This is a genomic window from Enterobacter sp. KB-280D8 (genome assembly GCF_041399405.1).
GTDB classification, from domain to species: Bacteria; Pseudomonadota; Gammaproteobacteria; order Enterobacterales; family Enterobacteriaceae; genus Enterobacter; species Enterobacter cloacae_N.
In genome coordinates this window covers 367,250-380,637 of record NZ_JBGKEC010000001.1, presented here as the reverse complement: position 1 = coordinate 380,637, position 13,388 = coordinate 367,250, and the positions used below count along the sequence as shown (strand labels likewise).

The 13,388-nt window shown below is 56.4% G+C and carries 14 protein-coding genes and 1 pseudogene; 9 read left to right on the top strand and 6 right to left on the bottom strand.

The genetic code is table 11. The annotated features are described in order from the left end of the window. The 3 genes from AB8818_RS01925 to AB8818_RS01915 are packed head-to-tail and all read right to left on the bottom strand — an operon-like array spanning window position 1 to window position 2,407. Complete coding sequence (locus tag AB8818_RS01925; protein ID WP_192982458.1) at window positions 1-1,260, bottom strand: NAD(P)/FAD-dependent oxidoreductase; 1,260 nt, start codon at window positions 1,258-1,260, stop codon at window positions 1-3. Then, the gene (locus AB8818_RS01920) at window positions 1,257-1,976 is read right to left on the bottom strand and encodes an SDR family NAD(P)-dependent oxidoreductase (RefSeq protein WP_192982460.1); all 720 of its coding nucleotides are present in this window, start codon (window positions 1,974-1,976) and stop codon (window positions 1,257-1,259) included. Before AB8818_RS01920 ends, AB8818_RS01925 begins: the two co-directional genes overlap by 4 nt. After that, window positions 1,973-2,407, bottom strand: a complete 435-nt coding sequence (locus AB8818_RS01915) for a nuclear transport factor 2 family protein (RefSeq protein WP_192982463.1) — start codon at window positions 2,405-2,407, stop codon at window positions 1,973-1,975. Before AB8818_RS01915 ends, AB8818_RS01920 begins: the two co-directional genes overlap by 4 nt. Window positions 2,408-2,665: 258 nt before the next feature. Between AB8818_RS01915 and AB8818_RS01910 the strand changes: the two genes are divergently transcribed. Further along, window positions 2,666-2,863 carry a hypothetical protein gene (locus AB8818_RS01910; RefSeq protein WP_024908361.1) on the top strand — a complete coding sequence of 66 codons (198 nt, stop codon included), beginning with the start codon at window positions 2,666-2,668 and terminating at the stop codon, window positions 2,861-2,863. Between the two features lies 1 nt (window position 2,864). Beyond that, window positions 2,865-3,647 carry a hypothetical protein gene (locus AB8818_RS01905; RefSeq protein ID WP_116340096.1) on the top strand — a complete coding sequence of 261 codons (783 nt, stop codon included), beginning with the start codon at window positions 2,865-2,867 and terminating at the stop codon, window positions 3,645-3,647. A gap of 91 nt (window positions 3,648-3,738) precedes the next feature. On the opposite strand, the gene AB8818_RS01900 is transcribed toward AB8818_RS01905, so the two are convergent. Continuing rightward, a complete protein-coding gene (locus tag AB8818_RS01900) occupies window positions 3,739-4,116 on the bottom strand; it encodes a helix-turn-helix domain-containing protein (RefSeq protein WP_166711028.1) in 378 nt (125 codons plus the stop codon). A gap of 90 nt (window positions 4,117-4,206) precedes the next feature. Here AB8818_RS01900 and AB8818_RS01895 point away from each other — a divergent pair, with 90 nt between their 5' ends. Next, entirely contained in the window at window positions 4,207-4,986 is a 780-nt protein-coding gene (locus tag AB8818_RS01895) for an SDR family oxidoreductase (RefSeq protein ID WP_116340099.1), read from the top strand. A gap of 51 nt (window positions 4,987-5,037) precedes the next feature. Here AB8818_RS01895 and AB8818_RS01890 read toward each other — a convergent pair whose 3' ends face one another. Next, window positions 5,038-5,616 carry a TetR/AcrR family transcriptional regulator gene (locus AB8818_RS01890; RefSeq protein WP_192982466.1) on the bottom strand — a complete coding sequence of 193 codons (579 nt, stop codon included), beginning with the start codon at window positions 5,614-5,616 and terminating at the stop codon, window positions 5,038-5,040. Window positions 5,617-5,720: 104 nt separating this feature from the next. On the opposite strand from AB8818_RS01890, the gene AB8818_RS01885 reads away from it, so the two are divergent. Then, window positions 5,721-6,188, top strand: coding sequence for a nuclear transport factor 2 family protein (locus AB8818_RS01885; RefSeq protein WP_192982469.1), 468 nt, complete (start codon window positions 5,721-5,723; stop codon window positions 6,186-6,188). Between the two features lie 195 nt (window positions 6,189-6,383). Here AB8818_RS01885 and AB8818_RS01880 read toward each other — a convergent pair whose 3' ends face one another. Further along, the gene (locus tag AB8818_RS01880) at window positions 6,384-6,752 is read right to left on the bottom strand and encodes a MerR family transcriptional regulator (RefSeq protein WP_192982472.1); all 369 of its coding nucleotides are present in this window, start codon (window positions 6,750-6,752) and stop codon (window positions 6,384-6,386) included. Window positions 6,753-6,849: 97 nt separating this feature from the next. Between AB8818_RS01880 and AB8818_RS01875 the strand changes: the two genes are divergently transcribed. From AB8818_RS01875 to AB8818_RS01855, 5 genes and pseudogenes are all read left to right on the top strand, one after another. After that, complete coding sequence (locus AB8818_RS01875; RefSeq protein WP_163329233.1) at window positions 6,850-7,644, top strand: SDR family oxidoreductase; 795 nt, start codon at window positions 6,850-6,852, stop codon at window positions 7,642-7,644. Window positions 7,645-7,853: 209 nt separating this feature from the next. Next, the gene (locus tag AB8818_RS01870; protein WP_163329231.1) at window positions 7,854-8,468 is read left to right on the top strand and encodes a TetR/AcrR family transcriptional regulator; all 615 of its coding nucleotides are present in this window, start codon (window positions 7,854-7,856) and stop codon (window positions 8,466-8,468) included. A gap of 75 nt (window positions 8,469-8,543) precedes the next feature. Further along, a pseudogene (locus AB8818_RS01865) lies at window positions 8,544-9,622 on the top strand (efflux RND transporter periplasmic adaptor subunit). Further along, a complete protein-coding gene (locus tag AB8818_RS01860; RefSeq protein ID WP_316387205.1) occupies window positions 9,619-12,708 on the top strand; it encodes an efflux RND transporter permease subunit in 3,090 nt (1,029 codons plus the stop codon). Before AB8818_RS01865 ends, AB8818_RS01860 begins: the two are co-directional and overlap by 4 nt. Before the next feature lie 34 nt (window positions 12,709-12,742). Beyond that, entirely contained in the window at window positions 12,743-13,336 is a 594-nt protein-coding gene (locus AB8818_RS01855; protein WP_116340113.1) for a TetR/AcrR family transcriptional regulator, read from the top strand. Window positions 13,337-13,388 lie beyond the last annotated feature (52 nt).

Here is a 13,388-nt window from a genome sequence, read left to right as displayed (position 1 = left end):
TCAGTTCCCCTCCCCGGCGGCTATTTGATTGACCACGTCCAGCGCGCTGCGCACACCGTCTTCATGAAAACCGTTGTACCAGTAAGCTCCGCAGAACCAGCTTCGGTTATGACCGTTGATCTCGCCGCGACGCGCCTGCGCCCGCCAGCTTTTCGGGTTAAACAGCGGATGCTCATAGACAAAGCGTTGCAGGACGAAGCGTTCATCCACCGGCACGTCCGGGTTCAGGGTGACGCAGAACAGCGGACTGCCCGCAGGCAGCCCCTGCAGAATGTTCATGTTGTAGGTCACGCAGGCGCTGGCCTGCTCCTGCACGCTCAGGCGGTAGTTCCAGCTGGCCCACGCCCGCTGCCGCACCGGCAGCCAGCGCGGATCGCTGTGCAATACCACCTCGTTGCGCTGCCAGCCGATATCGCCCAGCACCTCGCGCTCGGCGGGCGTCGGGTCCTCAAGCATTGCCAGCGCGCTGGCGGAGTGGCAGGCAAAAATCACCCGATCGAAGGTATGGCTGCCGTTTTCGAGCTGAAGTGTGACTCCATGCTCGTGGCGGCTGACGCGCTGCACCGGTGAATTAAGATGCAGATTCAGACGGTCGCCCAGCTTGTCGAGCATGGCGCGGATATACTCCCGCGAGCCGCCCGGCACCACGTACCACTGCGGGCGTTGGGTGATATCCAGCAGGCCGTGGTGGTGGAAGAAGCGCAAAAAGAGCGGCAGCGGGAAACGCTTCATCTCCTGCAGCGACGATGACCAGATGGCGGCCCCCATCGGCAGAATGTAGTGGCGCGCGAAAAACGGCGTGAAGCCGTGCTGATCCAGAAACGTCTGCAGCGTGGCGTTCGGGTCCACTTCTCCGTCCAGCGCCTGTTTTGCCAGACGATTGAAGCGGACGATCTCCCCAAGCAGCCGCCAGAACGCCGGATTCACGAGGTTTCGGCGTTGGGCAAACAGCGACGTCAGGGTGTGGCCGTTGTACTCCAGCCCCGTCTCGGGGTTGTGCACCGAAAAGCTCATCTGCGTTTTTTGGCCGCTGATGCCGAGCTCGCTGAGCAGGCCCATAAAGCGTGGATAGGTGCGATCGTTGTAAACGATAAATCCGGTGTCGATCGCGTATGTGCCCTGTGGCGTTGAGACGTCAACCGTCGCGGTATGGCCGCCGGGCGTGGCGCCCGCTTCAAACAGGGTTACCTGATGGTGCCCGGCCAGACGCCAGGCGCAGGCCAGCCCGGCGATGCCGCTGCCGATAATCGCAATGTTCATGAGCGCACCATCCTGCGCAGCAGCGCGCGCTGCAAAAACGCGGGCAGCCCGGAGAGCAACCGCAAAATGAAGCCGAACCCGGCGGGAAACGCGATATGTATTTTGCCTTTCGCCAGCCCGGTACGGATCGCCTTGACCGCCTCGTCGACGCTCACCCTGCCCGGCATGGCAAAATCGTTTTTGCGCGTCAGCGGGGTATCGACAAAGCCCGGAGAGACGACCGTCACGTCAATCCCCTTTGGCTCCCAGTCCAGCCGCAGGCTCTCGGCAAACCAGCTCAGCGCCGCTTTGGACGCGCCGTAGGCCTCTGCCCGCGGGAAGGGAAGCCAGTGGGCCATCGAGCTCACCAGCACCACGCGGTTGCCGGCGGCCAGCTGCGGCTGCAGCGCGGCCAGGCAGTTCACCGGACCGAGGAAATTGGTGGATATGACCCGCTCCACCAGCGCCGCATCCACCACGCCACCGTCGAGGTATTCGCAGGTTCCGGCGCAGAGAATAACCAGATCGGCGTAAACGCCGCTAAGCGCCTGGCGACAGGCGTCCCTGTCTGTCATATCGAACAGGCGAACGTTGAGATTGGGGCAGGTCTGATGCAGCGCTTCAAGCCGTGCCGGATCGCGCCCGCAGGCAATCACGTGGAAGCCGTCCGCGGCAAAGGACTTCGCCAGCCCCGCGCCGATGCCCGAGCTTGCGCCGGTAATCAGCACCGTCTTCATGATTTGACCCTCCGCTTCACGCCGCGTACCGCCCAGCCCAGCAGAGGGAGGTGTTCGTAGATCATCTCTCCCGCATCGTAGTAGTCCCGCTGATGCATGATGAGATCGTTTTCCGTCTCCACCACTGAACACCCAGGCAGTTCAAGCGGCTCGCCCCCGGCGATCCGCGGGTGCGACCAGTGCATTATCCAGGTGACAACAAACCGGTTACCGCTGCACAGCGGCGTGTCGATGGTAAAACGGCACTTCTCGACATTGGCCAGCAGATGGGTGAAATAGCGCTGAAGCGCGAAAATCCCGTCGTGCTCGCCGAATGGATCGATAAGCGTGGCATTCGAATGGTAAAGCCCCACCAGCGCGGAAGGCGGCTGGCTATCCAGTGCGGCGTAGTACTCAACAAACCGACTCACGACAGAGGGCAAAGTGCTCATGGGTCACATCCTGGCTGTAAACAACGTGGCGTAATCGCATAATTAAAACTTACACAATTAACGTTATTTGTCCAAGTTTGTGATTATCTTTTTTTTATTACATATACATATCAATAACTTATTGGCGATAAAAAAAGTAGCTTTTGTATTCAGGGTAAGGCGTAGCCGCCACCCGGCTTTCACTTTCAGGATATCCTTAAGGCAAATTCGTCGGTCATCTTCCAGGCTTATTCTTTTTAATTCATAAGGATGCCTGACATGAAACGCTTCTTTCTCTCGCTTTTCTCCAGCCCCGAATCTTTGCTCCAGGTGATGAGCCAGCAGGAAATTATTGAAGCCGTCGAAGATGGCGATCGCATCATTATCGACCAGGACGGGAACGCCTCGGTGAACTACAAAAGCAACGAGGTGCGGCAGGATTTTCTGCGTCACGTCAACACGCTGAAGAGGGCCTGAAATGGGAACGGCGATATTTATGGTGCTGATGGTATGCGGGTACTGGTACACCAGCCGGGATCTGTCGACGCGCTTTAAAATCAAGCGTTCCTTCGGCTGGGACGTCTATTTTCTCGTTGCGCTTTATGGCTGTATTTTCGTTCTGCAGGGCGTGATTGCCACCGGTCTGCTCTGGCTATTCTTGCTCGCCCTCTCCGCCGCCGACAACACGTTTCACTTTACGTCGCAGCAGTATGCCGACTGGCAAGTCGACTTTATGAACTGGAGTTTTTTGGGCATTCAGGCACCGGTGGTCGTGATGCTGGCGTTTGCCATCCTGTTTTGCCTCTACCGCTCTAACTGGGCGGGCAGCGCCAGGCTGGACGGTGAAAGCCGTAAAAAGCTCTACAAACGTCTGGCCCAGTCGAGCGGTATCGAACAACTGCTGTACCAGTGTATGGAGCAAGGCGAACTGGCGCAGGTCACGCTCCGGTCGAGGCGGATTTACGTCGGCATGATCCACACCGCGACGCTGGAATATGAAAAAACGGCCAATATCGTGTTGATCCCGATGTTAAGCGGGTACAGGGACGCGAAGACGATGAACTTTCGCATCGAGAATAATTACAGCAGATGGTATGCAGAGCATGACATCACGCTCGACTCTGAACCCCAAAGCGCCATGTCGTTCCGGAAGGTGATTTTACTCAATCAGATTGAGAGCATCTCGCTGTTCGACCCCGCCAGCGCCAGCGCGCTGTCGCTGGCACAGCATGATACGCTTTCTAAAGAGGCATCCTCATAATCCTGAGAATGCTCTGCTGCGAGGGGTCATGGGCGCTCTCCGTGCTAATAACCCGCGTTAACGAACGGCGAATGACAACAATTTTAAGGTGTCATTCGCCGTTGGGAATGTTGAGAGCACTTCCATCGGTTGCCTGGCTCGCGTAAGCCTCGCGTTTTTCTGCCCATTTCAGCATGGCATCCAGCGCCGGGCACAGTGCCTGCCCCCAATCGGTGAGGCGATATTCCACTTTCGGTGGTACCTGAGGGTAGACCATCCGCGAAACAATACCGTCGGACTCAAGCTGTCGAAGCTGCTGCGCCAGCATCTTCTGAGAAATACCGGGGATCAGCTTTTCGAAATCAGAGTAGCGCTGCACTTTTCCGTCGAAAAGATGAAAAAGAATAATTAATTTCCAGCGCCCTTCCAGCAGCCGTAATACTTGCTCCACGCCGCTTGCGGCAGATTCCGGACTATATAACTTACTCATAATTTAGTAACTCACTTTTTCGTGCGTACTTGTCAATTTCTCAGTCTATGTTGAATATGCCTGTACTGTAAATAACGGGAGTTATTGGTCATGTCATTAGATATTAATTTCACCGGTAAGCGCGTGCTTGTTACCGCTGGCACGAAAGGGCTGGGAAAAGCAGTTGTCGGGCTTTTAAAACAGCTCGGCGCAACGGTATTCACCACTGCGCGCCACGAGCCAGACGTAAATATCGCTGATACGTTCGTAGCCGCTGACCTTACTACGGTCTCCGGATGTGCCGCTGTCGCATCTGCGGTGCAGGAACAGATGGGAGGGGTCGACGTGATTATCCATGTTGCAGGCGGTTCAACCTCCCCCGGTGGCGGTTTTGCTGCGCTTGACGAAGAAGCGTGGCAGCAGGAACTCAATCTTAATTTGTTACCTGCGGTACGCTTAGACCGCGCCCTGCTTCCCGGAATGCTCGCGCAGGGAAATGGGGTGATTATTCACGTGACGTCTATTCAGCGCGACCTGCCGTTACCGGAATCAACCACGGGCTATGCGGCGGCAAAAGCAGCCCTCTCAACCTACAGCAAGAGCCTGTCAAAGGAAGTCTCGCCGAAGGGCGTTCGGGTAGTGCGCGTTGCACCCGGCTGGATCGAAACTGAAGCGGCGGTGGCACTCGCGGAGAGACTGGCGAAGCAGGCAGGAACAGACTACGAAGGTGGCAAGCAGATCATTATGAAGGCGTTAGGTGGAATACCGCTCGGACGCCCCGCCAGACCAATTGAGGTGGCTAACCTCATCGTCTTCCTCGCCTCATCGCATGCTGCGAGTATTACCGGTACTGAATTTGTCATTGATGGCGGCACCATCCCGACGGTATGACGCGGGGGCTTAATCGGCCCGGGATAAGGGCCGATTAAGCACGGGGAAATATCACTGACCCGTCAGTTTTTCTAAGCCCGTTTTTAACACGTTTATTACCGCTTCGGTATCCATTCCCATTTGAGCATGAATAATAGCCCCGTCAATAAGCATCATAATGTCATTACTGGTCTTTTCATCCGTTATACCGGCGAGCGTTTCGATTTTTTTCTTTGTTTCTGCTTTATGGTCGCGGCATATCTCTTTTATTTCATTTTCAATCTCTTCGGACTTTGCCTCTGCGCTGGCGTTAATAAACGCGCAGCCGTGGAATTCGGACGAATTAAACCATTCGCAAAGCGTTGCAGATATCGCGTCAGAAAGTACCTGACCTTCGGCGAGGTTACGGCGCAGAGAGGCCTCAAACCAGTTCATCCATATTTCATGCCGATAGCGCAAATAGGCGAGAATAAGCAAGCTCTTACTCGGGAAATGGCGATAAAAAGTCACCTTGGTCACTTTTGACGCTTTAATCAGCGTATCCACCCCCGTCGCCCTGAAGCCCGTGGAATAAAACAGATCGTGCGCCGTCAATAATATCTTATCCCTGACGCTAATTTTTGTATCGTTGCTTGCGGATTGTGTTTTCATTTTTTCGGCGGCCTCAAAACGGATATTGACAGCGTTATTTCACAAGCATAGATTACATCAGGTAGACAGACCTGTCTACTTCATCTAACGCTGAGGTTACCGCAATGAACACACGTCCTCCTTTACCGCCCTTCACTCGTGAAAGCGCCATCGAAAAAGTCAGGCTGGCAGAAGATGGCTGGAACAGCCGCGATCCGGCGAAAGTCGCGCTGGCCTATACGCTGGATACCCAGTGGCGCAACCGCGCAGAGTTCGCCACCAACCGTGAAGAAGCCCGGGCGTTTCTGGAGCGGAAATGGAAAAAAGAGCTGGACTATCGTCTGATTAAAGAGCTCTGGGCATTTACGGATAACCGGATCGCGGTGCGCTATGCCTATGAATGGCATGATGATTCCGGCAACTGGTTCCGCTCTTACGGCAATGAAAACTGGGAGTTTGAGCCGGACGGACTGATGAAGCGGCGTTATGCCTGCGTTAACGATATGCCGATAAAAGAATCCGAGCGCCTGTTCCACTGGCCGCTGGGCAGACGCCCGGACGATCACCCCTCGCTGAGCGATCTTGGCTTATAGGATTTTCGCATCAACCGGGCCGTATTGTTCTCGATGAGCCAGTTAGCCATAATCTTTCCATCATCGATTTCATAAATATCCGTATGCATCTGTGGACGCGAAGAAAGTATTGAATTTCGTGAAGGAGCAGATGCCTGAACTGGCTGTCAGAAATATAAGGCCGCATCGGTTTTGCGGCCTCTTCCCATTTGTCGATTAAAACGTATCGATACAAGGCTGGCCGACTTTGTTAATGGCGTTTTTTATCCTGGCTCTGAGCTCAATTAACGCCGCTTCTTTCTCTTCAAGCTGCTGCAACTTGCGCTGTAAACAATCGCGTTTTTGCTCAGCGGTAAATTTGTCGTCAACCCAGACAGCTAAAACCTCTGAAATTTCGGATAAGGTAAAACCCAGCATTTTGGCATGCTTGATCATGTTTAAACGCTGTAAATCGACGGCGGAATAAACTTTGTAGTTATTGCTGCGATTGGGCTGCGGGATATTCTCTAATAGCCCCAGCCGCTCATAGTAACGCACCGTCTCTTTCGACAATCCCGTTTTCGCACACAGTTCACCAATTCGCATCGCCTCGCCCTCACCTCGAAAAAAAACACGCTTGACCGTGTACCTAAGTGCACGGTTTATCCTGTGCAGCATACATTAGGGAGACGGGATTAAAGATATGAATTCTTTTGATTATACAGGAAAAACAGCGCTGATTACCGGAGCGTCTTCGGGCATAGGCCGTGATTTCGCCAGACAGCTCGCCGCACGTGGCACGGCTTTGATCCTGGTCGCCCGCTCCGAGCCAAAGCTGCAGGTGCTGGCCGCAGAGTTGGTCAGAGAGCATGGCGTATCCCTAACGATCATTGTGCAGGATTTAGTGAAACCGCAAGCCATTCCCCACATTGTTGAACGGCTTGAAATCTTAAGATGTTTCCCCGACATTCTGATCAATTGCGCCGGGTTTGCCACCTATGGGCCATTCGAAAAGCTGTCAATTGACCGGCAGCGTGATGAGATAAACGTGAACTGCCTGGCCCCCGTGGAGTTGACTCACGCCTTGCTGCCGGGAATGCTGCAGCAAGGCTCCGGGATAATTATTAATGTTGCCTCAACGGCCGCGATGCAACCGGATCCCTATATGGCGATTTATGGCGCAACCAAAGCCTTCCTGCTCTCGTTTTCGAATGCGCTGTGGGGAGAGTATCGCTCAAAGGGCATCCGCGTGCTGGCGCTTTGCCCCGGCGCAACGGATACGGCCTTTTTTGATGTGGTGAATGCTGAGGAAGCCTCGGTAGGTAAAAGAATGCCCGCTGATAAAGTGGTCACCCTGGCGCTGAAGGCCGTGGAGAGTAACCGTAGCTACCTGATTACCGGATGCGGTAACTGGCTTCTGGGGCAGCTACACCGCTTCGTGACGCGCAGGCGTCTGGTACTCATCGTCGAAAAAATATTGCGTCCACGCTCGGCTTAAGCAAAAACGGCTTTGTTCAGTGCAAGGGAGTTGCGCTGAAATCCTCGCTTATCGCCAGACAGATAGATGCCATAGTGCGCGAAAAACAGTGATACACTCACCCCATCTGGTTGATCGTCCCGTCTGAACGGCGCATGATGAATGACGGTAACCAAAGTACAAAATGGTCACTCGTTGTTAATCGTAGCCTGTCACGCTAAGCTTAAATAATGACTAAAAATATGAATCCCCCATCAGCACGTGGTCCCCTTGACCACGCTGTCAGAGAACAAATCGTCGAAGCCGCTTTTGAGCACTTCGGTCACTACGGCTATGAAAAAACCACCGTCGCCGAGCTGGCGAAATCTATCGGTTTTTCAAAATCCTACATTTATAAGTTCTTCGATTCCAAGCAGGCTATCGGCGAAGTGATCTGCGCTAACCGCCTGGAGCTGATTATGGCGGCGGTGCTTTCCGCCATCGAGGATGCACCGTCAGCAAGCGAAAAATTACGCCGTCTTTTCAAGGCGCTCACCGAAGCGGGGAGCGAGATGTTTTTCCACGATCGTAAGCTTTACGACATCGCCGCCGTCGCCGCGCAGGAGCAGTGGCCTTCAACTGAAAAGTATTGTGAAAGCCTGATGAAGCTGATTGAGAGCATCATTATCGAAGGCAGACAGTCCGGCGAGTTTGAAAGGAAGACGCCGCTGGATGAGGTGACCTGTGCCGTCTACATGGTGATGTGCCCTTACATTAACCCCGTTCAGCTGCAGTACAACCTTGAAACCGCCCCAACGGCAGCGGTACTTCTCTCCTCACTGATCTTAAGAAGCCTGGCCCCCTGATTAGTGACCATTGACTTTATTGGTCACTAATCACAGAATGCGGAAACTGTCCTGTTACCTCAATAAGGGTTTCCCATGCTCAGGCTCACTTCAGCCCGCGTTGCCGTTTGTCTCCTGCCGTTTGCCCTCGCGGCATGCGGCGATATTTCCGCGAATGACGATCCGCGCACAAAGCCACCGCTTGTCCGATCCGTATCCGTCGAGCTTGCGAACAATACCGCCCGTGCCTTCACGGGCGTGGTGGTTGCCAGAACGCAGAGCGATTTAGGCTTCAGGGTTCAGGGGAAAATCCTTGAACGCCTGGTTGATACGGGTCAGACCGTCAAACAGGGCCAGCCCTTGCTGCGCCTGGATCCAATTGACCTGAAATTACAGGCCCAGGCGCAGCAGCGCGCGGTGGACGCAGCCCAGGCGCGCGCGCGAAAAGCCTCCAGCGATGAGGCGCGCTATCGTGGTCTGGTGGCCACCGGCGCGGTGTCCGCCTCCGAGTATGACCAAATCAAAGCGGCGGCGGATACCGCCAGAGCAGAACTCAGCGCGGCACGGGCTATGCCGTCCTGCTGGCGGATTCTGACGGCGTGGTCATGGAGACGCTCGCCGAGCCGGGTCAGGTCGTCAGTGCCGGACAGGTGGCGATCAGGCTCGCCAGAGCGGGACAGCGTGAAGCGCTCGTGCAGCTTCCGGAAACGCTGCGCCCTGCCGTCGGCAGCGAAGCGCAGGCCACGCTGTATGGCAATGAAGAACACCCGGTCACCGCAACGCTGCGCCTGCTGTCTGACTCGGCCGATGCCACAACCCGCACCTACGAAGCACGTTACGTGCTGGACGGGCCGCTGGCGAACGCGCCGCTGGGGGCGACCGTCACGATTAACATTCAGCACAATAAAGCGGAAGGTCAGGTCATGCAGGTCCCGCTGGCCTCGCTCTACGATGCGGGCAACGGCCCCGGCGTCTGGCGCATTTCTGCTCCGCCTGCAAAGGTCGCCTGGACGCCCGTCAGGGTGCTGAGCGTGGGTGAAGATGCGGTGCAGATCGCGGGCGGCGTGAAGCCCGGCGAGAAGATTGTGGCGTTAGGCGCACACCTTTTGCATGAAGGTGAAATTGTCAGGCTTGTCGCGCAACGCAATGCCACGCTTGCGGAGAACGCGCCATGAGCGGAAGCCGCTTCAACCTGTCAGCGCTGGCCGTGCGTGAGCGTTCCGTCACGCTGTTTCTGATCGTTCTCGTTACCATCGCCGGAATTTACGCCTTCTTTGGGCTCGGGCGCGCGGAAGACCCGCCCTTCACGGTGAAGCAAATGACGGTGATAACCGTCTGGCCGGGGGCGACCGCGCAGGAGATCCAGGATCAGGTCGCCGAGCCGCTGGAAAAGCGGCTGCAGGAACTTAAATGGTATGACCGGACGGAAACTTATACCCGTCCCGGCATGGCGTTTATCACCTTGTCGTTGCAGGACAAAACCCCGCCTGCCGAGGTGCAGGAGGAGTTCTATCAGGCGCGGAAGAAGCTTGGAGATGAATCGCAGCGTCTTCCGACGGGCGTCATCGGCCCGATGATCAACGACGAATTCTCGGATGTCACCTTTGCCCTTTTTGCCCTGAAAGCAAAAGGCGAACCGCAGCGGCAGCTGGTACGTGATGCCGAAGGCCTGCGCCAGCAGCTTCTGCACGTTCCCGGCGTCAAGAAAGTGAACATTATTGGCGAACAGGCCGAGCGGATTTATATCGCCTTCTCTCATGACCGTCTGGCGACGATGGGCCTCGCCCCTGAGGACATTTTTAACGCGCTTAACGGCCAGAACGCATTGACCGCGGCGGGCTCCATCGAGACCCGAGGCGCACAAATCTTTATCCGCCTCGACGGCGCGTTCGACGAACTGCAGAAGATCCGCGATACGCCCGTTGTGGCCCGGGGCAAAACGCTCAGGCTGTCCGACATCGCCACGGTTGAACGCGGCTACGAAGATCCCCCGACGATGCTGATACGTAACCAGCATGAGCCCGCCCTGCTGCTCGGCATCGTGATGCGCGAGGGCTGGAACGGCCTGACGCTGGGTAAAGCGCTGGATGCGGAAACGGCGAAAATTAATGAGAGTCTGCCGCTTGGCATGACCCTGACCAAGGTCACCGACCAGTCCGTGAATATTCGCTCGTCGGTTGACGAGTTCATGATTAAATTCTTCGTCGCCCTGCTGGTTGTCATGGTGGTGTGTTTTGTCAGCATGGGCTGGCGTGTGGGGGTGGTGGTTGCGGCGGCGGTGCCGCTGACGCTGGCGGTGGTCTTCGTGGTGATGGAGGCGGCGGGGATAAACTTTGACCGCGTCACGTTGGGCTCCCTGATCCTCGCCCTCGGCCTGCTGGTTGATGATGCCATTATCGCCATTGAAATGATGGTGGTGAAAATGGAGGAAGGTTACGACAGAATCAAAGCCTCGGCCTACGCCTGGAGCCACACCGCCGCGCCGATGCTGGCCGGTACCCTGGTGACGGCCATTGGCTTTATGCCGAATGGTTTTGCCCAGTCGACCGCCGGAGAATACACCAGCAACATGTTCTGGGTAGTTGGTCTTGCTCTTATTGCTTCGTGGTTCGTCGCCGTGGTGTTCACGCCCTATCTGGGGGTGAAGATCCTGCCAACGATCCCTAAAGTAGAAGGAGGCCATGCCGCCATCTATAACACGCCTCGCTATAACCGTTTTCGCCAGCTGCTTGCCCGTGTTATCGCCAGAAAATGGCGAGTGGCTGGGTCGGTGGTCGCCATTTTCATCCTGGCCGTGCTCGGCATGAGTCTGGTAAAAAAACAGTTTTTCCCGACCTCCGATCGCCCGGAAGTGCTGGTTGAGGTGCAGATGCCCTACGGCACCTCGATTGAACAAACCAGCGCCGCAGCGTCAAAAATCGAAGCGTGGCTGGGCCAGCAGCCTGAAGCCAACATTGTCACTGCCTATATTGGTCAGGGTTCGCCCCGCTTTTATCTGGCGATGGCGCCTGAACTGCCCGACCCGTCTTTTGCGAAAATTGTGATCCTGACGGACAGCGAGACGTCACGCGAGGCGCTCAAGCTCCGGCTGAGAGAGGCTGTCGCCAACGGCCTTGCGCCCGAAGCGCGCGTGCGGGTGACGCAGCTGGTGTTTGGCCCGTACTCGCCCTTCCCGGTCGCCTGGCGTGTGTCAGGTCCGGACGTGGGCAAGGTGCGCGACATTGCTGATAAGGTGAAAGCCGTGCTTCAGGCAAGCCCGATGATGCGGACCGTCAACACCGACTGGGGGTCGCGCGTTCCGGTATTGCATTTCACTCTCGATCAAAGCCGCCTGCAGGCGACCGGCTTAACCTCCAGCGCCGTTGCCGAGCAGCTTCAGTTCCTGCTATCAGGCGTGCCGATAACCTCCGTACGGGAAGATATTCGATCGGTAGAGGTCATTGGACGCGCGGCGGGTGATATCCGTCTCGATCCGGCGAAAATTGAGGGCTTCACCCTGGTCGGCAATGCGGGACAGCGCCTTCCGCTGTCTCAAATCGGCAAGATTGAGATCGGTATGGAAGATCCGATTCTGCGCCGTCGCGATCGTACCCCCACAATCACCGTGCGCGGTGATATCGCCGACGGCCTTCAGCCACCGGATGTGTCGGTCGCCATCATGAAGCAGCTCCAGCCGATTGTTGAGACGCTGCCGGCCGGGTACCGTATTGACATGGCGGGTTCGATTGAGGAATCGGGAAAAGCCACCCAGGCAATGATTCCATTGTTCCCGATCATGATTGCCCTGACGCTGCTGATCATCATTTTGCAGGTGCGCTCAATCTCGGCGATGGTGATGGTGTTCTTAACCGCCCCGCTGGGGCTGATTGGCGTGGTGCCGACCCTGCTGATTTTCAATCAGCCGTTTGGCATCAACGCGCTGGTCGGCCTGATCGCCCTTTCCGGGATTCTTATGCGCAATACGCTGATCCTGATTGGCCAAATCAATCATAACCAGAACGAGGGTCTCGATCCGTTCCGGGCGGTGGTCGAGGCAACGGTCCAGCGAGCCAGGCCCGTCTTGCTGACGGCACTGGCCGCCGTGCTGGCGTTCATCCCCCTGACGCATTCGGTGTTCTGGGGCACGTTGGCTTACACGCTAATCGGCGGAACGCTGGGCGGGACGATTGTCACGCTCGTCTTCCTGCCCGCGATGTATGCGATCTGGTTCCGGATCCGCCCTGCGGAACAACGGGTGCAGCACCCCGCAGAAAACGTGTAAACTACCATGAGTAGATAACAGTTCAGAGGAAAACATGGTTGTTAAGCGCTTGAGAAAAGAGGACCGCCGCGTGCAGCTACTGGAGGTTGCGCGCGGAATCGTTCGTCAGCAAGGCACGGAGGCGCTGACCCTTGGCTACCTGGCGGAGCGAGCCAACGTGACCAAGCCTATCCCCTACGACCACTTCGGCGATCGTGAAGGGCTGCTGATGGCGCTGTACCAGGACTATAGCGATCGGCAGTTGGCGAAATTCCGTGAGACGCTGGCGGTCGACAGCAAAACGCTGGAAAAGACGATCCGCTTTTTCAGCGCCGCTTATATCGACTGCGCCATTTCCGCCGGGCCTGAAACCGGGCCAATCGCAGCGGCGCTATCCGGCTCCCGCGCGTTGCAGACGTTTCGGGAGGCATGCGTGGCCGAATGTGCCGACTGCCTGCGTACCGCGCTTTCCCCGTTCGTCGTACTGAAAGGCGTTCAGGGAGAAGCAGCTCTGACGGCCATTATCGGTGCGGCAGACGCGCTCAGCACGGCCGCGGGTAACGGCGTGCTCGCCCGGAACGTGGCGGAAGATACGCTCAGCGGCGCGATGATCGGGGTGCTGGAGACCTACGTGAATAGCACAAAATGATCGCCTGGGACGGATTGACAGCTAAGTTACCAATAGTAATATAGACATCAGT